14 protein-coding genes are annotated in these 17,985 nt (G+C 63.7%); 7 read left to right on the top strand and 7 right to left on the bottom strand.

Annotation, left to right across the window (positions count from 1 at the left end):
• The first annotated feature begins 2 nt into the window (after positions 1-2).
• On the top strand, positions 3-3,791 hold the full coding sequence (gene dsr1 / locus AB7849_RS08720) for an anti-phage defense-associated sirtuin Dsr1 (RefSeq protein ID WP_037100257.1): 3,789 nt from the start codon (positions 3-5) through the stop codon (positions 3,789-3,791).
• Positions 3,792-3,804: 13 nt separating this feature from the next.
• Here the strand turns inward: dsr1 and AB7849_RS08715 are convergent, their stop codons facing one another.
• On the bottom strand, positions 3,805-4,218 hold the full coding sequence (locus tag AB7849_RS08715) for a DUF5615 family PIN-like protein (protein ID WP_008212425.1): 414 nt from the start codon (positions 4,216-4,218) through the stop codon (positions 3,805-3,807).
• Positions 4,215-4,898, bottom strand: coding sequence for a hypothetical protein (locus tag AB7849_RS08710; RefSeq protein ID WP_008212423.1), 684 nt, complete (start codon positions 4,896-4,898; stop codon positions 4,215-4,217). Before AB7849_RS08710 ends, AB7849_RS08715 begins: the two co-directional genes overlap by 4 nt.
• Before the next feature lie 132 nt (positions 4,899-5,030).
• Between AB7849_RS08710 and AB7849_RS08705 the strand changes: the two genes are divergently transcribed.
• From AB7849_RS08705 to AB7849_RS08690, 4 genes are all read left to right on the top strand, one after another.
• Complete coding sequence (locus tag AB7849_RS08705; protein ID WP_369500862.1) at positions 5,031-7,208, top strand: 3'-5' exonuclease; 2,178 nt, start codon at positions 5,031-5,033, stop codon at positions 7,206-7,208.
• A gap of 320 nt (positions 7,209-7,528) precedes the next feature.
• Complete coding sequence (locus AB7849_RS08700) at positions 7,529-8,539, top strand: two-component system sensor histidine kinase NtrB (protein WP_037101297.1); 1,011 nt, start codon at positions 7,529-7,531, stop codon at positions 8,537-8,539.
• Complete coding sequence (ntrC, locus tag AB7849_RS08695) at positions 8,532-9,908, top strand: nitrogen regulation protein NR(I) (RefSeq protein WP_092704614.1); 1,377 nt, start codon at positions 8,532-8,534, stop codon at positions 9,906-9,908. The genes AB7849_RS08700 and ntrC overlap by 8 nt, the downstream gene beginning before the upstream one ends.
• 123 nt (positions 9,909-10,031) lie before the next feature.
• Positions 10,032-10,487, top strand: a complete 456-nt coding sequence (locus AB7849_RS08690; protein ID WP_369500861.1) for a GNAT family N-acetyltransferase — start codon at positions 10,032-10,034, stop codon at positions 10,485-10,487.
• Positions 10,488-10,619: 132 nt separating this feature from the next.
• Here AB7849_RS08690 and AB7849_RS08685 read toward each other — a convergent pair whose 3' ends face one another.
• Positions 10,620-11,756: a hypothetical protein gene (locus tag AB7849_RS08685; protein WP_369500860.1), complete on the bottom strand. Its 1,137-nt coding sequence runs from the start codon at positions 11,754-11,756 to the stop codon at positions 10,620-10,622.
• Positions 11,757-11,871: 115 nt separating this feature from the next.
• On the opposite strand from AB7849_RS08685, the gene AB7849_RS08680 reads away from it, so the two are divergent.
• Both AB7849_RS08680 and AB7849_RS08675 read left to right on the top strand, forming a co-directional pair.
• Complete coding sequence (locus AB7849_RS08680; protein WP_008217429.1) at positions 11,872-13,158, top strand: acetyl-CoA C-acetyltransferase; 1,287 nt, start codon at positions 11,872-11,874, stop codon at positions 13,156-13,158.
• Between the two features lie 121 nt (positions 13,159-13,279).
• Complete coding sequence (locus AB7849_RS08675; RefSeq protein ID WP_008212874.1) at positions 13,280-13,816, top strand: energy transducer TonB family protein; 537 nt, start codon at positions 13,280-13,282, stop codon at positions 13,814-13,816.
• 42 nt (positions 13,817-13,858) lie between these two features.
• On the opposite strand, the gene AB7849_RS08670 is transcribed toward AB7849_RS08675, so the two are convergent.
• The 4 genes from AB7849_RS08670 to AB7849_RS08655 all read right to left on the bottom strand — a co-directional run bounded on the left by AB7849_RS08670 (position 13,859) and on the right by AB7849_RS08655 (position 17,884).
• A complete protein-coding gene (locus AB7849_RS08670) occupies positions 13,859-15,784 on the bottom strand; it encodes a phospholipase D-like domain-containing protein (protein ID WP_369500859.1) in 1,926 nt (641 codons plus the stop codon).
• Between the two features lie 31 nt (positions 15,785-15,815).
• Positions 15,816-16,412 carry a YceI family protein gene (locus AB7849_RS08665; RefSeq protein WP_237711975.1) on the bottom strand — a complete coding sequence of 199 codons (597 nt, stop codon included), beginning with the start codon at positions 16,410-16,412 and terminating at the stop codon, positions 15,816-15,818.
• A 196-nt stretch (positions 16,413-16,608) separates the two neighbouring features.
• Positions 16,609-17,082, bottom strand: a complete 474-nt coding sequence (locus tag AB7849_RS08660) for a SixA phosphatase family protein (protein ID WP_092704625.1) — start codon at positions 17,080-17,082, stop codon at positions 16,609-16,611.
• Between the two features lie 169 nt (positions 17,083-17,251).
• The gene (locus AB7849_RS08655; protein WP_008213764.1) at positions 17,252-17,884 is read right to left on the bottom strand and encodes a ParA family protein; all 633 of its coding nucleotides are present in this window, start codon (positions 17,882-17,884) and stop codon (positions 17,252-17,254) included.
• Positions 17,885-17,985: the final 101 nt, after the last annotated feature.

The raw sequence follows: 17,985 nt of genomic DNA, 5'->3' as shown, positions 1-17,985 counted from the left end.
CGATGCAACTTGTCAGGAATGGCCCCGATCTTCCAGAGCGGCTCTTACAGGCACACGAGGATGGGCGCGTGGTGTTCTTCTGTGGTGCAGGTATTTCCTATCCAGCACGCCTTCCCGGCTTCGATGGATTGGTGAAGAAGCTCTACCAGATGCTATCGGCAACACCCAATCCCGTGCAAAGGGCTGCGATCAAGGCTGGGCATTTCGACATTGCGATTGGCCTGCTCGAAGACGACATCATGCATGGCCGTGAAACGGTACGCCGAGCGCTGGCTAGCATATTGGTGCCGGATCTGTCTGCTCCGAATGCTACAACTACCCACGAAGCTTTGTTGACGCTTGGGCGGAACCGCAGCGGGCAGACCCGGCTGATTACAACCAATTTCGATCGGCTGTTCGAGGACGTAATTGCAGCGAAATCATTGTCTGTCGAGCGTTATCAGGCTCCGTTGTTGCCAGTACCGAAGAATCGTTGGGATGGGCTGGTATATCTGCACGGCATGTTGACTGAAACTGCCACGCAGGGAGAGTTGAATCGGCTTGTCGTTTCAAGTGGCGATTTCGGTCTCGCGTATCTGGTCGATCGTTGGGCTGCGCGATTTGTCAGTGGATTGTTTCGTAATTACACGGTGTGTTTTGTCGGTTACAGCATCAATGATCCGGTACTGCGCTACATGATGGATGCTCTTGCCGCTGATCGACTGTTGGGCGAGTCACCGCCAGAAATGTTCGCCTTTGGCAGCTATTCCAAGGGCAAAGAAGGCGATCGCGCCAATGAATGGCGGGCGAAGAACGTTACGCCCATTTTGTACCGCGAACATGACCGGCATGCGCATCTCCACAAGACCTTGCGTGTCTGGGCCGAAACGTACCGTGATGGCGTGCGAGGGAAGGAGCGGATTGTCGCGGAATGTGCCATGACCAGGCCGTTGGCGAGCACCAAACAAGATGACTTTGTTGGCCGCCTGCTATGGGCGTTGAGCGATCCATGTGGATTACCTGCTCAACGTTTTGCTGAGTTTGACCCGGCACCCTCACTTGAATGGCTCGAACCGCTTAGCGAAGATCGATACAGGCACGCTGATTTGGCTCGCTTTGGCGTGTCATCGAAGTCGGAGTGTGACGACAAACTCACGTTCAGTCTGGTCCAGAGGCCATCGCCTTATGAGCTTGCTCCGCTCATGGCGTTGGTCGGTATTGCAGAGCGTGGCTGCCGCTGGGACAAGGTTATGGGACAGCTTGCGTGCTGGCTGCTCCGACACCTTGACGATCCTGATCTGTTGTTGTGGTTGATTAAACGCGGCGGCCAGCTGCACGACGAATTCCTGAGAAGGATTGAATTTCGCCTGGATGAACTTGCCGGTTGTAAGCCGGCTGACCTAGTACGCATTCGGGCCAGTGCTCCGAAGGCAATCCCCCGTCCCATGATGCTCGTTCTCTGGCGTCTACTTCTGACGGGGAGGGTGAGATCAGCAGCACAAAGCTTTGACCTCTATGGGTGGCGTAGCCGGTTCAAGAGTGTTGGCCTGACAACAGCGTTGCGCCTTCAATTGCGTGATGTGCTGGCGCCACGGGTATCGATACGCGAGCCATCTCGTTGGGGATCCGAGGATGGCGATGAGCCGAAGCGCATTCGGGACTTGGTCGAGTGGGAGATCGTCCTGTCCACGGATCACGTTCATTCCGGCCTGCGCGATCTGGCCAAGGACGAGCGTTGGTTGGCTGCATTGCCTGAGCTTCTCACCGATTTCTGTGTTTTGTTGCGTGACGTACTCGATCTGATGCGCGAACTCGGTGGCGCGGACGACCGCAGCGACCTGTCTTACATGCACCAGCCTTCGATTAGCGAACACCCACAGAACCGGAACTTCCATGACTGGACGGCTTTGGTCGAGTTAACACGAGATGCATGGCTCGCCACTGCGACGCATTCGCAGGAGCGGGCGCGGCTAGTTGCGGAAGGCTGGTGGCAGGCACCGTATCCGCTATTCCGACGCCTCGCTTTCTTTGCCGCGGGGCAGCCTGGCGTCATCCCCCATCGCCTCGGGTTGGATTGGTTGCTCGCCGAAGGGGCTTGGTGGCTATGGTCGCTGGAGACTGAGCGAGAGGTCATGCGTTTGCTGGTGGCCTTGGCACCGGGGCTTGGCAAAGCTGACTTGGCGGAACTGGAAGATGTGATCTTGCGTGGTCCGCCGCGTGAGATGTTCAAATACGACATTGGACCGGAGCGGTGGTCGCAATTGGTTGATAGGGAGGTGTGGCTTCGGTTGGCGAAGCTGATAGGCGCTGGTGCGCCATTAGGAATCGCGTCCTCCCAAAGATTGGAAGAACTTTCCGGGCGAAACCCCAAATGGAGTCTGTCGGCCGATCAGCGTGATGAATTTCCAGTATGGATGGGCGGCAGCAGTTGGGTAGGCGAGGACGACGAATTATCTCAGGCGATTGCGACTCCGTATCGTCGGAGGGAACTGGTCGATTGGCTCACGAAGCATCCTGTGGCCGATCCTTGGCACCATGATGAGTGGAGCGAGCGGTGCAGAAAGAATTTTCCTGCAGCCGCTTCAGCGCTATTGGAGCTTTCCCGTCAGGGGGAATGGCCAACCGAACGTTGGGCTGATGCACTGCTGGCGTGGAGGGAGAAGTCGCTGCTCAGGCTTTCTTGGAAGCACATGGCGCCTGCAGTGATCGGGATGCCGGATGAACAGTTGCTTGCGCTTGCGCATGGCGTTAGTGGCTGGATGACCGCTGTAGCTAGCGTCTTCGACTATCACGAGTCAGTCTTCTTCGAGATGGCGGACCGTATCTTTGGCTTGGATGTCGAAGATGGTGTCCTGACTGAAGAGCCATTGATGAGGGCGATCAATCACCCTGTCGGTCAGATTACGCAGGCACTCTTGGCGTGGTGGTCAAGAAGTGAGCTTGAAGATGGACAGGGCTTGCCCACCGCTATTCGCGATCGATTCACGCGTCTTTGCGATACGGATGTCGACAAGTTCAGACATGGCAGGGTTTTACTCGGATCTCGCTTGGTTTCTCTCTTTCGGGTTGACGAGAAATGGTCGCGTGAATGTCTCCTTCCATTGTTCGACTGGACGAGATCCGAAACAGAGGCAGCTTCGGCTTGGGAAGGTTTCTTTTGGGCACCGCGACTTTATCGTCCTCTGATGCAGGAGATGAAACGGGCGTTCCTGGATACGGCCAAACATTACGATGCGCTCAGCAAGGAGGACTCTCAATATGCGGCTATCCTTACCTTCGCAGCACTTGATCTAGGGGATATTTTTTCAGTTGCCGAGCTTGCTCAAGCCACTGTAGAGCTTCCGTTAGCTGGGCTTGAAGCTGTTGCGGCGACATTAGTGCGTGCGTTGGAAAACTCTGGTGAGCAAAAAGTGGAGTACTGGGATAACCGTATTTCGCCATATCTCCAGAAGGTATGGCCCAAGAAAATTCTTGCAGCGACGCCGAGGGTAGCTGAGCAATTTGCCCGTTTGTGTATTGTTGCTGGTGAGCGCTTTCCAGAAGCGTTTAAACAACTGCGCATGTGGATCCGCGAGCCAACAGGTGTGGATTTTTTGACGAGCCTTCTATATGAGTCTGGGCTGTGCAAGAAATTTCCTAATGCGGCTTTGGACTTTCTAGGGGCGATTCTCGGAGACCACGTTCAATGGATGTGGCGTCACGAAGCCGATTGTTTGCGTGACATTCAGAGCTCAGCACCTGAGCTGGCTACCGATCAGAGGTTTCTGAGTCTCGTGGACTTCCTGCGAAGTCGAGGAGCGCAGTGGCCCTGATGGAACGATCTCGTCACAACGTGATCTGCCCAAACTGTCCCTTTCCCCTGAAGTTCCATGGCACCTGAAACGCAGCTCCACCACTGATGCCTTCGGCTTGCTCGATGATGCGTGGCCACCAGCGGACAAGTTGCGTGGCCTTCTCCCAGAAGTTGTGATCCTTCCAGCCGCGGTCAAGGAAAAACACTTTCAGGCCGGCGCGTTTGAGTGCCTCACGCTCCAATCCCTTGTTCAGGCGATCGTGCGTGACCACGACCCAGCCGCCTTCCTGCGCAAGCATGGCGATCCACTCCGTATCCGGGGTGTTCGCAGCGAAACGGTCGCGTAGATGGGTAACCTCGTGGAGGTTTTCCCATTCCCTGATGGTCAGTTCGTGTAGCGCGCGAGCAAGCGCTGGTGGAAGATTGTTGTCGAGCAGCAGCTTCACGCAGCCTGCCGCTGCTCGAAGCGGATGGCGGTTTCAATCGCCTTGACCGGGACTTCGTACAAGCGTGCAACGCGCTGCTTGTCCTTGTCTTCCGCCAGCCATGCGTCGTAGAGAATGTCGGTGCGCAACGCGGTATCGGTGACCACTGGCTTGCCGAACGCCAGGTTCGGGTCGAGCACCACCGCCTTGCTGCGCTCCATGGGATACCAGCGTGCGGCACGTTTGTCGGCGCCAAACTCGATGCCGGCGTACAGGGAAGGCTGGACAACCTTGGTGAAGACATACTGCCGACGACGCAAATCTAGCAGATCGAGTTCGCCGCTTTCGCGCATGGCTTCGGCAAAGATGGTCTTGCCGTCGGTTTGGAAGCTTTTGCAGGTGAATGGATACGGGCTTTCGAGGATTTCACGGGCATTGATGGCGGCGATGCGAATCGTCTGGAGACTGATGCCGAGCTCACGAAACGCCTTGACGAAACGGATCTCCAGCAGGTCGTGGAAGCTTAATCCGTCGACATCTGCGCCGGATATCTCGGACGACCACAGCGGCGGATGATGCCGCAATGCTTCACCCTTGCCGCTGTTGTATCCCCGCAGCCACCGGCGCAACTCCACGGGCTGCACACCGGCAAGCCGGGCAGCTTCGGGGATGGTGTAGAGGCCAAGGCCGGTGAGTTGCATTGGACAGGTCTCCGTCGGGAATAATGGCGTGGAGAAACCGCCCCCTATTATGTCAGGATCAGCGGGCGTTGCCCAAGACGGGGGCGCTCAATGGCCCGCGCGTGCTGCGGGCCTGAAAACAGGGGCAGCATGATGGATTTCCGCATCGCCGATACCTTCACCGACAGCCTTGCGCGTCTCACGGGTGACGAGCAGAAGGCCGTGAAGACCACCGCCTTCGACCTGCAGCTGAACCCGGTCAACCCTGGCATGAGTCTGCACAAGTTGGACACGGCAAAGGACAAGAACTTCTGGTCGGTTCGGGTGAGCAGTGACATTCGCTTGATCGTGCACAAGACGGCATCAAGCCTGCTGCTCTGCTATGTGGATCACCATGACAAGGCCTATCACTGGGCTGAGCGCCGTAAACTGGAAGTGCATCCGACCACGGGTGCGGCACAGTTTGTGGAGATTCGCGAGCGGGTCGAGGAAATCCCGGTTCCGAAGTACGTGATGGTGGAACAGCCGGTGCCGAGCCAGTCGGACTGGATCAAGCCGGCGCTGTTTACCACCATCACGGACGACGAGTTGCTCGGCTATGGCGTGCCAAGGGAATGGTTGGCCGATGTGCGTGCAGCGAACGAGGATAGCCTGCTGGAACTGGCGGATCATCTTCCTGCGGAGGCGTCGGAAGCATTGCTGGAACTGGCGACGGGTGGTGTGCCAACTACCTCACGCAAGCCTCGCCGCGGCATCAAGTCGGCTGCTATGTCGTTTGATCCGGGCGTCATGTATGACCTCGATATTCCTATTGCATTTAACAGCGATGAAGCCGTCGACTCCGACGCGTTCGATCACCCCGATGCAAAGCGCCGCTTTCGTACGATCTACGACGTGGAAGAGCTGGAGCGCGCGTTTGCGTTCCCCTGGGACAAGTGGACGATCTTCCTGCACCCAGCCCAGCGCGAGTGGGTGGAGCGCGATTACAGCGGCCCGGCCCGAGTATCGGGCTCGGCAGGCACGGGCAAGACCATCGTGGCGCTGCATCGTGCGGTGCATCTGGCGCGGGCAAATCCGGATGCACGCGTACTACTGGCTACCTTCTCCGACACACTGGCCAATGCACTGCATGGCAAGCTGCGCCGATTGATCAGCAATGAGCCGAGGCTGGGCGAGCGGCTGGAAGTATCCACGATGGATGCTCTCGGCGAGCGATTGTACGACGCGCATTTCGGCCGGCTGCACCTGGCCAGTGTCGACGACGTTCGTTCCTTGCTGGCATCGGCCGCCACGATCCTGGCGGATCAACGGTTCAGCCGGTCATTTCTCCTGTCGGAGTGGCAGGACGTCGTCGACGCCTGGCAGCTGGATGCCTGGGAGGGTTACCGCGATATCCGGCGGCTGGGACGGCGCACGCGTCTTTCCGAAACCCAGCGCGCACAACTGTGGCCGGTGTTCGAGCAGGTACGCACCCAGCTGAAGGCGCGCAGCCTGGTGACGCGAGCCGGTATGTATGGCCAGCTGGTGGAGGCGCTTGCCACGCGCAAGCACCCGCCATTCGAGTTTGCCGTGATCGACGAGGCGCAGGACATCAGCGTGGCCCAGCTGCGGTTCTTGGCTGCCTTCGGTGCGCAATCACCGAACGCGCTGTTCTTCGCCGGCGACCTGGGCCAGCGTATTTTCCAGCAGCCGTTTTCGTGGAAGTCGCTGGGGGTGGACATCCGCGGTCGCGCCAGAACATTGCACATCAACTACCGCACCTCGCATCAGATTCGCATGCAGGCAGACCGACTGCTGGCGCCCGAGGTGGCGGACGTGGATGGCAATGTCGAGGACCGTAGCGGTACGGTGTCGGTATTCAATGGCGCCGAGCCCAACATCACACGGTGGCCATCTCAGGATGTCGAAGCGATGGAAGTGGGCCGTTGGTTGGAGCAGAGAATCAACGAAGGCGTGCAGGCCCATGAGATTGGCGTCTTCGTACGCTCATCCGGTGAACTCGACCGTGCACGCGCAGCGGTAAAGCACGCCGGCCTGCCGCTTCATCTACTCGATGGAAGCTCACAGAGCGCTCATGAGGAGGTTTCGATCGCCACCATGCATCTGGCCAAGGGCCTGGAGTTTCGCGCAGTTGCGGTCATGGCCTGCGATGACGAAATCATTCCCTCGCAGGAACGCCTCGAATCCGTCGCCGATGACGCTGATCTGGAAGAGGTCTACAACACCGAGCGCCATCTGCTGTATGTCGCCTGCACGCGTGCACGTGATCATCTTTGGGTTTCAGGAGTCGATCCGGTATCGGAGTTTCTGGACGACTTGGAGAGCACTTAAGGTTGGTCTGATAAGGATATTCGACCGCCGAACGGATCGATCCCTTGAGGTGTTCGATCCGTTCGGTCAGGCCGCGCAAGGCCTCACCATTCGTCTTAACCGGCCTACGGCCGCGGCCAATCCAAGGTCCCACGCACACGAGTGGCTTTTGGCGCCGGAATCAAAGCGGAATCTGGACACCAATGTTTGTACATACGTACGGACACCATAGTTTGTGCACTCGGTACAAACTATGGAGTTCTGTCCAAGAGAACAGGTTTGCAAGCCCGGTTTGGATTTCGCCATTTGCACCAAATCAATTCATTGCCCATAGTGGTGCAATGGAAACGATGCCGTGGCGATCACTGGCGGAGCAAATGGCAACCGGGCTGGCCCTGGTCGACGCGGATTTGCGCGTGCAGTGGCACAACGCCGCGCTGGCCGAATGGCTGGAGCTGGGCTTGCGCAGTGCCATCGGCGTGCCATTGGCGGGCTTGGTGGCCACGCCGGAGCTGGCGCAACAGGCGGCGCGGGCACTGGCCGAGCAACGGCTGTTGCAAGTGCGGGGCGTGGGCTTGGGCGGGGCCACTGGCGGTACGCGCCGGCTGGACGTCACGCTGCAGCCCTTCGATGCAGACCATCTGCTGCTGGAAGTGCATGCCCTGGCCGAACTGCCGGCCGTGGCTTCGCCGTTGTCGGCGACCTTGCGCGGCTTTGCGCATGAGGTGAAGAATCCGCTGGCCGGCCTGCGTGGCGCGGCGCAACTGCTGCAACGGCGCCTGCACGATGACGACCTGAAAGCACTGGCGGCGATGGTGCTGGCCGAAACCGACCGGCTGACCACGCTGGCCAATCGCCTGCTGCATCACGATGGCGCGCCACGACTTGGTGCGGTCAATCCGCACGCCTTGCTGGAGCGCTTGGTCGAGCTGCTGCGGGCCGAGTCGCCGCCGCCGACGCTGCGCCACGATTACGACCCCAGCCTGCCCGACGTGCACGGCGATGCCGATCGCCTGCAGCAGATCCTGCTGAACCTGGCGCGCAACGCGATCGAGGCCGGCGCGCGCACGCTCACCCTGCGCACCCGCGCTGAACATGGCATCCGCGTGGGGGAGCGGGTGTTGCGCAGCGCCTTGCGCATCGACGTGATCGACGACGGCCCCGGCGTACCGGCGGAGCTGCGCGAGACCTTGTTCGAACCGCTGGTTTCCGGTCGCGCCGACGGCAGCGGGCTGGGCCTGGCGCTGTCGCGCGAGATCGCGCATGAGCACGGCGGCGAGCTGCGTTACGCCAGCCGTCCGGGCGAGACCACGTTCTCGTTGTATCTGCCGCTGGAGCGCACGCATGGCTGACGACATCTGGATCATCGACGACGACCGCAGCGTGCGCTTCGTGCTGGCCGAGGCGCTGCGCGATGCGGGCTTGTCCGTGCGCGAATTCGGCGATGCGGCCACGGTGCGCGAAGCCTTGCGCAAGGGGCGGCCGGCGTTGCTCGTCACCGACGTGCGCATGCCCGGCGCCAGCGGGCTGGACTTGCTCGGCGAGCTGCAGGCACGCGAGATCGGCCCGGTGATCGTGATGAGCGCCTACACCGATGTCGCCACCACCGCCGCGGCGTACCGTGCCGGCGCGGTGGATTACCTGGCCAAGCCGTTCGACCTCGATCAGGCGGTGGCGTCGGTGCAGCGGGCGCTGGCCGATGCGCCACAAGCGGATGCACCTGCCCCGGCGGTCGCGCTGCCCAGCCATGCATTGCTGGGCGAAAGCGCGGCGATGCGCGAGGTGTTTCGCCTGATTGGCCGCGTCGCCGCCAGCGATCTCAACGTGCTGGTCACCGGCGAAACCGGCACCGGCAAGGAATTGGTGGCGCGCGCGCTGCACGAGGAAAGCGCGCGCAGCAGCAAGCCGTTCGTGGCGCTCAACACCGCGGCGATTCCCTCCGAGTTGCTGGAAAGCGAACTGTTCGGTCACGAGGCCGGCGCCTTCACCGGCGCGGCGCGCCGCGTGGCCGGCCGTTTCGAGCAGGCCGAAGGCGGCACGCTGTTCCTCGACGAGATCGGCGACATGCCGCTGGCGCTGCAGACGCGTCTGCTGCGCGTGCTGGCGGGCGGCGAGTTCTATCGGGTGGGCGGACGCGAGCTGATCCGCTGCAATGTGCGCATCGTCGCCGCCACGCACCAGGACCTGGATGCGCGGGTGGTTTCGGGCCAGTTCCGCGCCGACCTCAAGCATCGGCTCGACGTGGTGCGTATCGCGCTGCCGGCGTTGCGCGAGCGGCGCAGCGACATCGCGGTGCTGGCGCAGCACTTCCTGGCCACCGCCGCGCAGGAATTGAAGCTGCCGCCGAAGCGTTTCTCCAAGGCTGCATTGAAAGCCGTGGCGCAGCGCGATTACCCGGGCAACGTGCGCGAGCTGGAAAACCTGTGCCGTCGCGTGGCGGTGATCGCCGCGGGCAACGAGATCCTTCCCGCCGATCTCGGCCAGGCACCGGCCACCGCACATGGCGACTGGACCGATGCCCTGCGCGATTGGGCGAGCCGTGCGCTGGCCGACGACGAAGCCGATATCCACTCGCGTGCCCGCGAAGCGCTGGATCGCGTCTTGCTGGAAGCCGCGCTGGCCGCGCACCAGGGGCATCGCCAGCACGCCGCCGCGGCATTGGGTGTGGGCCGCAACACGCTGACCCGCAAGCTGGGGGCTTCGCGTACACGCAAAGGCTAGCACCGTACGACGGCGTGCATGGGACGCTTCGACTTCGCCTGCTTGCGCAGGCTACGCTCAACACAACGGTGGGGTGACGTCCTCGCTGTTATGTCCATCAAGCCATCTGCAAGCGAAACCCTTATGTCCGAACCCACGATCCGCCCGGCCACCCGTGATGACATCGCCCACCTGGTTGCCTGGAACGCCACGATGGCGTGGGAAACCGAGGCGAAGCGGCTCGATCCGGAAGTGCTGGCGCGTGGCGTCGCTGGCGTATTCGATGAGCCGCGGCGCGGCTTCTACCTTGTCGCCGAGCGCGATGGCACGGCCGTTGGCGGTCTGCTGGTCACCTATGAATGGAGTGACTGGCGCTGTGGCGATTTCTGGTGGATCCAGAGCGTCTACGTGGAACCGACGGCCCGTCGCGGCGGCGTGTTCCGCGCGTTGCACGAGGCGGTGGTGCAACGCGCGCGCGATGCCGGCGCGGTCGGCGTGCGGTTGTACGTCGAGACGGAAAATCACCGCGCCCAGGCCACCTACGAAGGCCTGGGCATGCAGCGCTGCCATTACTTCATGTACGAGCAGATGCTGCGCTGATCCGGCAAATCCGGTCATCGACACGGTTGCAGGAGCCCGCTGGCGGGCGATGCTCTTGTTTTGCATCTGCTGATGGGGCGCCAGAGCAAGAGCATCGCCCGCCAGCGGGCCCCTACAGCCGCGCTGCGTGGGTCAATGCAGCGGCGTGGCCGGTGCGCCGAGCTGGCCGACATCGTCCAGCAGCACGCGACCCAGCGCATGCACGTCGGTGGAAATGCCGTAGCGTTCGGCCAGCAGGGTGACCAGCGGGCCGAGTGCGGTGGGTTGCAGCGGATAGCCGTGGGCCAGCGCGCGGGCGCGACCGCCGTCGCCGCGTTGGGCCACGGTCAGCGCGACTACGCCGAGGCCGGGCGCTTCATGGGCGAACAGCGCCGGGGCGTCGTAGCCGGGGTTGGCATCGGCGAGGATTTCCAGCAGGTGGCCCTGGCTGGCCGGGGTGGTGTCGTTTTCCAGCTGCAGCGGAATGCGGTGCGCATCGAGCAGGGCGACGTACTGGCGCAGTTCGAACACGAGGCCGGCAACATCGTGCGCACGTTGCGCGGCATCGTCGGTCGTCTGTGCGGCGAGCCATTGCGTGGGTGGCTGTGCGTGCACCACGCCGTTGGCGTAGCGCAGGGCCAGGCCGCGCGCGCTGAGTGTGGATTCCTCGCCATACGGGGTGAGCAGCGCCGCTTCCAGCAGCGTCCACAACGGCGCCAGGTTCACGTGTTCGTATTGCACGCAGGTCAGCGCGATGAGGTCGTTGCGGCTGAGGTAGCGCGCGTGTTCCAGCTGCACACCGAGTGTGCGCATCAGCCAGTCGGCGGTGCGTTGGCCGGCTTCGCCGCGGCCGACCAGTTGCACTTCCAGTTCTGCGGAAAGGTCGTCGGCTTGTGCCTCGGGCGCCAGCAGCGACAACGGCAGCACGCGCATCGGGCCGTCGGCGTAGGTGGCGTCGGGCTCCAGCGGCTGCGCGGGCATGTGGCCTTCATGGCTGCCGAATGCCACCACGTTTTCCAGATGGCCGCGCGGCACGCGGCGCGCCAGTTCGTCCAGCGTGGCCCAGACCGGGAAGCCGGGTCGCAGCAGTTCCACCGTGTCGAACAGCGAGCCGGCGAGGGCCAGGCGGGCGCTGTCCACTTGCGGCACCAACGCGTGCAAATCGGCGGCAACCAGGGCCGCCAGTTCGGCGGCTTCGTCGCGGCTCAGGGTCAGCCGTGCCGGCGTCGCGCCGTGTGACAGCTCCAGCACCAGGACGGCGGGGAGGGCAATCGGCTGCGAACTTTCCACGTGAATGTTTCCGGAAACGGCAAAGCGTCGATTCTACCATTCACGGTTTTGGGCTTTCGCCATACGCCGGGGCAGGGTAGCCTTGCCTTGTCAAGCGTATCTGGATAGCAGAAGCATGGAAAACACCCAAAAGCGCGTCGGTGTGATCGGCGGTATCCGCATTCCGTTCTGTCGCAACAACACCGCGTATGCCGATGTGGGCAACTTCGGCATGTCGGTGAAGGTGCTCGGCGCGCTGGTGGAGCGCTTCGGCCTGCACGGCGAGGAATTGGGCGAAGTGGCGCTGGGTGCGGTGATCAAGCATGCCTCGGACTGGAACCTGGCGCGCGAGGCGGTGCTCAGCTCCGGGCTGGCGCCGACCACGCCGGGCATCACCACCGCGCGTGCGTGCGGTACCTCGCTGGACAACGCCATCATCGTGGCCAACAAGATCGCCACCGGGCAGATCGAGGCGGGCATCGCCGCCGGTTCGGACACCACCAGCGACGTGCCGATCGTGTACAGCCCGCGCCTGCGCAAGCGCATGCTGGCGATCAATCGCGCCAAGGGCTGGCAGGACAAGCTGGCCGCCGCCACACGCGGCTTCTCGTTCGGTGAGCTCAAGCCCTCGTTCCCGGGCGTGGCCGAGCCGCGCACCGGCATGTCGATGGGCGATCATTGCGAGAAGATGGCCAGGGAGTGGCAGATCAGCCGTGAGGCGCAGGACCTGCTGGCGCTGGGCAGCCACCACAAGCTGGCGGCCGCGTATGACGCGAACTTCTTCGAGGACTTGCTGGTACCGTTCCGCGGCTTGAAGCGCGACGGTTTCCTGCGTCCGGATTCCACGCTGGAAAAACTGGCCTCGCTGAAACCGGCGTTCGACAAGCGCTCGGGCAAGGGCACGCTGACTGCGGGCAATTCCACGGGATTGTCCGACGGCGCCGCCGCGGTACTGCTGGGCAGCGACGAATGGGCGGCCAAACGCGGCCTGAAGGTGCAGGCCTACTTCCGCGATGCCGAAGTGGCGGCGGTGGATTTCGTGCACGGCGAGGGCTTGCTGATGGCGCCCACCATCGCCGTGCCGCGCCTGCTCAAGCGCAACGGGCTGAGTTTGCAGGACTTCGACTTCTACGAGATCCACGAGGCGTTTGCAGCGCAGGTGCTGTGCACCTTGCGTGCGTGGGAAAGCGCCGATTACTGCAAGCAGCGGCTGGGTCTGGATGCACCGCTGGGCTCGATCGATCCAGGCAAGCTCAACGTGCATGGTTCCTCGCTGGCGGTGGGTCATCCGTTCGCCGCCACCGGTGCGCGACTGGTCGCCACGCTGGCCAGGTTGCTGGAACAAAAGGGTTCGGGTCGCGGCCTGATCTCGATCTGCACCGCCGGTGGCATGGGCGTGACCGCGATCCTCGAGCGTCCCTGAGCGACAGTGCCGGCCAGGCGGGAGCGAGCGGCTTCAGCCGCGATTCGCCCTGCGCGTGCATAAATGGGCGTCATTGCGGCTGAAAGCCGCCTCTACGAGAAGGCAGGCCGCCGCTACCGTCATGTTCCGTCTGCGCACCACCACCACCTTGAGTCTGTTGGCGATGGCCATCGGCATCGGCGGTACGGCATGGCTCAGCCAGCAGACCGCCGGCTGGGCCGGGTTGCCCGCGCATGCGGCGCGCTGGCCCACCTATCACCATGCGATAGCGCAACGGCGGCATCACTCGCATGCGCCGTGGCTGGCGGTGCATCGGACCCGGCCCGAAGCGACGACGGCGATGGATGTGCAGGCGGCGACGCCGGCACCGGTCGAGCTGGTGCCGGTCAGCATGCCGACGCGCCCGGTGCCGTACGCGGCGATGCGCCATCATCTGCAAGGCCAGGTGCTGCTGCATGTGCAGGTGGACGGGCAGGGGCGCGTGACTGGCGCCAGCGTGGCCGATTCCAGTGGCGATGCGGTGCTGGATGCGCACGCCCTGGCCACCGTGCGCGACTGGCGTTTCGCGGTGCCGGCCGGTCATCCCGACGGTGCTAGCGGCGAACTGCCGATGCACTTCACCGCAGGCGATGAACGTCAACTCGCGCAGGTACCTTGAAGTCGCTCCAGCGCCGACCCGACGGGTGCGTGAAACCCTTGCTCAGAGGATGCCTTTCACCCCGGCGCCGAATGCGGTGATCAGCCGGGTGATCACTGACTTGGGCGAGAGCGCCACGTCGGGGAAGTCGCCCACCGGCTTGTAGCAGCTGTAGAACGCCGGATCGAACGGCGACATCGGCGTGCAGCCGGGCTTGAGGTCGTAGCTGGTGGCGTAGCGGAACGGCCACAGGTCGAACAGCGGCAGTTTTTCCGAAACGTCGCCGATGAGCTGGCTGATGCCGCCGAGTACCGGCACGGTGGGCCGGCGCGCGCCGATCACCCAGGCGTTTTCCGGCTGGGTATCGCGCAGGATCGAATTGCGCAGTTCGGTGGCGAAGCGCGGGTCGTAGACGATCACGCCGGCCTCGGTGTTGTAGTGGTCCGAGCGCGGGTCGAAGTTGTGCGAGCCGACCATTGCGAAACGATCGTCCACCACCAGCGACTTGGCGTGCAGTGCAAAGCGCCGCCCGGTGCTTTGCAGTGGGGCGGGCCGGTTGCGTCGGCCATTGCTGCCGAACAGTCCGGGGCGACGCGCGGTGCCGGCGAAGTGCCCGCGGTCGTCTTCCGCATCCAGTTTCACGTTCTTGCCGGCCGCGCTGCCGCGATGGGTGCCGTGGTCGGTGGGGGCGAAATCCTCGTCCCACACGTTCGCCTGCTCGTAGGCCTCGGCGGCGCTGTCGGCATGCGGTTTCAGCTCGTGGATCTCGAAACCGAACTTGGTGAGATAGCGTTTGCGATGCTTGAACGACGGCGCATACACCGCGAAGGCATCGGTGGATGCCAGCGAATTGGTGGAGACGATGATGCGCGGTGGCGGGACGTCCTTGTGCAGGCGCTCGAAGATTTTCCGCGCGTGCTTGCTCATGACCAGGTAGGGCGTCTGCAGAATCACTTCGTGCTTGGCATCGGCGACCATGCGCATCAGGTGCGCCGTGAATATGTGAGCGCTGCGCTTGTGCGGGTCGTCGGTTTTTGCCGGCAGATCGCTGAAATAATCCACCTTGCCGGTGCGCAGGCTGTTGTCGATCAGATGCAATTCGAGCCAGTCGGGGTCTTCCGCCTCGGCCTGCGCGCGGGCTACGCGCGCAGGCCGAGCGTAGTGCGGCGCGGGCCAGGTGGGTGCGCTGGCATCCTCGCGGATGCGCCGGTTGAGGTCGCGCAGATGGGTCAGCGCCACCGAGCGCTTGTGATGCCAGAACAGCTTGAAGCTGGCGGCCATCTCCTTCGCGGTGGGTCCGCCGACCATCACTTCGCGGTCGACGTAATCGAAATTGTCGTCCCAGTTGAAATAGCGGTCCTGGTAATTGCGCCCGCCGGTGATGCCGATGGCGTCGTCCACCAGCAGCAGCTTGTTGTGCATGCGCTGGTTGAACTTCATGAAGCAGCACATGAGGCCGGCGGCGAATTCCAGCGGCGGCGTCTGGGCGTCATGGAAGGTGGGGTTGTACAGCTTCACCTGCAGGTTGGGGCTGACCCGGGCGAGGCGGTCAAGCAGGCCGAGGTCGTCGAACGAGAACAGCTGGTCGGCGAGGATGCGCACGTGCACGCCGCGGCGCGCGGCCTGCACCAGCTCGTTGAGCACGAGCTGGCCGATGTCGTCCTCGTCCCAGATGTAGGTTTGCACGTCGATGCTGCGGCGCGCCGCACGGATCAGGCTGATGCGCGCCACCAGTGCCGCCTGGCTGTCGTCGAGCAGGGTGACGGTGTTCACCGGGTGCTGTGGCGTCGAGTCGGCGATCGACTTGTCGGCCGCCTGCAGCAGCGGTGACGGCAGCGCGCAGTGGTCGGCCTGGCTGCAGTCGGTCTGGCGATCCGGGCTGGCCGCGACGATGGCGTTGGCCTGGCGGATATGCACGCGCGAGACCGCACAGCCCTGCAGCAGGGCCGCACATGTGACAAGGAGTAGGGCACACCAGCGCAGACGCATCCGACGGATGATACGGGTTATCGCGGGGTGGTTACGGTTTTTTCGTGGCCTGCGGCGGGTTGTCGCGGGATGGCGGAGCGGTCTGCGTGGCTGGCCGCAAGCTGATCGCGAGGTTCAGCTCGACCCGGTCCGCCAGGGTGGCACGGTGCGCGATCATGCCGAAGTCGGCGCGCTGGACCGCTCCGCTCAGCGAAATCCGGCAGCGCGGCACCACTGCGTTCGTGCAGCGCATCGGGTGCAGCGTGAAGCTCATCGGGGCGGTTACTCCGCGCAGGCTCAGGCGCCCGGGCAGCGGGCCGCCCTGTTGCAGCGTGGCCAATGGCAGTGGATCGGAGACGAAGCGGATGAATGGGTAGTTGGCGGCATCGAAGAACTCCGGGGCAAGCACCCAGCGACGCATGCGCGATGAATCCATGGTCACGCTGTCCACCGCGATGTTCGCGCGCACGACCACGCTGTCGTCTCCCGGGCCCGCCAGTACCGCACCGTCGATATGACGGAAGCGCCCGCTGATTTCGTGCAGCCACAACAGTCGCACGCCGAACACGGCTTGCGACTGGCTGCTGTCGATGCGGTAGCCGACGGGTGGCGTGGCGGCCTGTACTGGCAGCAGGGGAAGCAGCGGCAACAGCCAGGCGGCGAAGGCGCGGGGCGGGCGCTTCGCGCCGATGTGCGCGCAGCATGCGACAAGACCCGTGCGCAGCCAGCCCGTGCGGATGCTGCGGTGTACGGCTGAAACCGCGAGAACCGCCGGGCGGAAAGGTGCGGCGAACCGCACTTTCACCGGAAGGCGGCGCCCGGACGATGGTTTCGGCAAGCGTCGGTCATGGCGACCAGAACGCGCCGAGGCGGGCGCTGCCCGGTTCCAGCGCGCCATCCAGGTGCAGCACCGCCAGGCCGCCGGGGGGCATGCCGCGGAATTCGTCCGAGCGGCCTTCCACCAGCAGCGCGACCAGCCGTTCGATGCCGGGGTTGTGACCGACCAGCATCACCGTGCCGGCATCTTCGTGCTGGTCGAGCAGGGCCAGCAGTTCGCCGGGGGTGGCGTCGTAGATCTCGGTCGCGGATTGCGCGGACGGGGCCTTGTTCAGCGCGGCCAGTGCCAGCTCGGCAGTGGCGCGGGCGCGTTCGGCGGGTGAACAGAGCACGCGGTCGGGGCGCGTGCCGTGCTGGGCCAGCCACGCGCCGGCGGCACGGGCCTCCTGCTCGCCGTGGCCACTGAGGCGGCGGTGGGTGTCGCTGTCGCCGCTGCTGGCGGGTAGCGCTTCGGCGTGTCGAAGCAGGATCAGTTCGTGCATGGCGTGCTCCGTGGCAATGGCAATACGACAAAGTGTCGGCAACGTGCTTCCCGCACGGGGCCGATTCGGCGCGTCCGGGACAGGCCCGGGCGTGCCTCCGACGGTTCGCCGGCTTGTGCCGTCGAGCCGCGGGCGATCCGTCCATGGATCGCACTGACGGGACAGGCTGTCAGTGCTGGCGCTTGATCCAGCGCAGCAGCGGTGCCCAGTCCTGTTGATGGTTGCGCACCTGTTCCGAAGCGTAGTCGAAAATGCCTTTGCCGAGTGCGCCGAGCAGCACATAGGCCTGGCTGTCGCGCAATTGCGCCACCACCGGGAACGGCGCGGCCTCGGCCAGCTGCGCCACGGCGTCCTGGCTGGCGTGGGTCCACGGCTTGAGCCGGTTGGCCACGATGGCCACCGGCAGCTTGCCGCGCTTGATCCGGTTGATCTCGCGCAGGTGTTCCAGGAAACCCAGGCTGGCATCCAGGTCGAACGACGAGGGCAGTACCGGCACCAGCAGCACGTCGGCCTGTTCCAGGTAGGGTTCGAGTTCGCGTTCGTGCGAGCCGGCAGGCGTGTCGATCAGCGCGACCTCGGTATCCGACGGCAGTTTCTGCAGGCCTCGGCGGCCGCCCTCAAGCCCGAGTACCCCGGGCACGTTGTCCGGCCGAAGCGCGGCCCAGCGATAGCTGGAACCTTGCCGGTCGCCGTCGATGATTGCGGTGCGCTTGCCCTTCTGCGCCCAGTGCGAAGCCAGCTGGGTCACCAGCGTGCTCTTCCCGCAACCGCCCTTGCTGCTTGCCACAAGCACCGTCAGCATCGGCCCACCTCCATTGCGAAAGGTGGCCCCAGACTAGCAGCCTGTCGGACCGATGAGGAATGGGCTGCAAATTCGCCGCCATCAAGCCCGGCGGGCCGCCG

Origin of the sequence: Rhodanobacter sp. FW021-MT20, from assembly GCF_041107475.1 — a bacterium.
Lineage (GTDB): Bacteria > Pseudomonadota > Gammaproteobacteria > Xanthomonadales > Rhodanobacteraceae > Rhodanobacter_A > Rhodanobacter_A glycinis.
Note: the sequence above shows the minus strand (reverse complement) of the source record. Positions and strands in the feature narration are given on the sequence as shown.